General features: G+C 64.4%; 1 pseudogene. It reads right to left on the reverse strand.

The window, feature by feature from the left end:
* Positions 1-658 (reverse strand): annotated as a pseudogene (locus tag K7W03_RS27560) (IS1595 family transposase); the annotation flags it as partial.
* Positions 659-725: the final 67 nt, after the last annotated feature.

Below are 725 nucleotides of genomic sequence, written 5' to 3' on the forward strand. Positions count from 1 at the left end.
GCATGACGGCACTCCCTACGAAGCCGCACAGCGAATCGGCGCTGCGGTCGGCGGCGATAGACAGCCGCACCCGACCGGCAAAGCGGCCATCCTTACGCTTGTCCTGGGCTGTACCCGGCTCCCGGTGGCGGACTTCGACGGCGGCAGCCACCAGCGTCTTATGATGAACACCCCGGCCTTCGCCGCGTGTCTTTCCACCGACATAGGTTTTCGTCCACCTCGACATGACCGTCCGTCTTGCCGCCGATCCGGTCCTGCTCGGGCCGTACCATGCCCGCGCGGAGCTTGTGCAGGATTCCGAAGGCGGTTTCGTACCGTGTCAGCCCAAGCTGCTGGAACTGAACCGCCGACATGCCTGCGTCTGGCTGGCGACCAGATAGGCTGCCCAGAACCATGTGCTCAAGGGCGTGTGGCTGCGTTCCATGACCGTGCCGACGGTCAATCCCGTCTGGCGGCGGCAAGCGCGACAGGTCAGGACGCCGGGCCGCGTAGCGATGCGGAAAGGCTCACCCACAATGCCACAATGCGGGCAGGCGAACCCGTCACCCCAGCGAATCCTTTCCAAGTAGGCGGCGCAGGCCCCATCGTCGGGAAAAAGCCGCTGAAACTCGGGGAGCGATTGCGGGAAGGGCAGATCGGTGCGGCCGAGAACGTCCATAACCCACTACCCGCTTCACGCACACAATCTATCCCTAGTGGGTGTATGCGTCAACCGGATAGGCACG

The organism is Sphingobium sp. PNB (assembly GCF_019873065.1).
Lineage (GTDB): Bacteria > Pseudomonadota > Alphaproteobacteria > Sphingomonadales > Sphingomonadaceae > Sphingobium > Sphingobium fuliginis.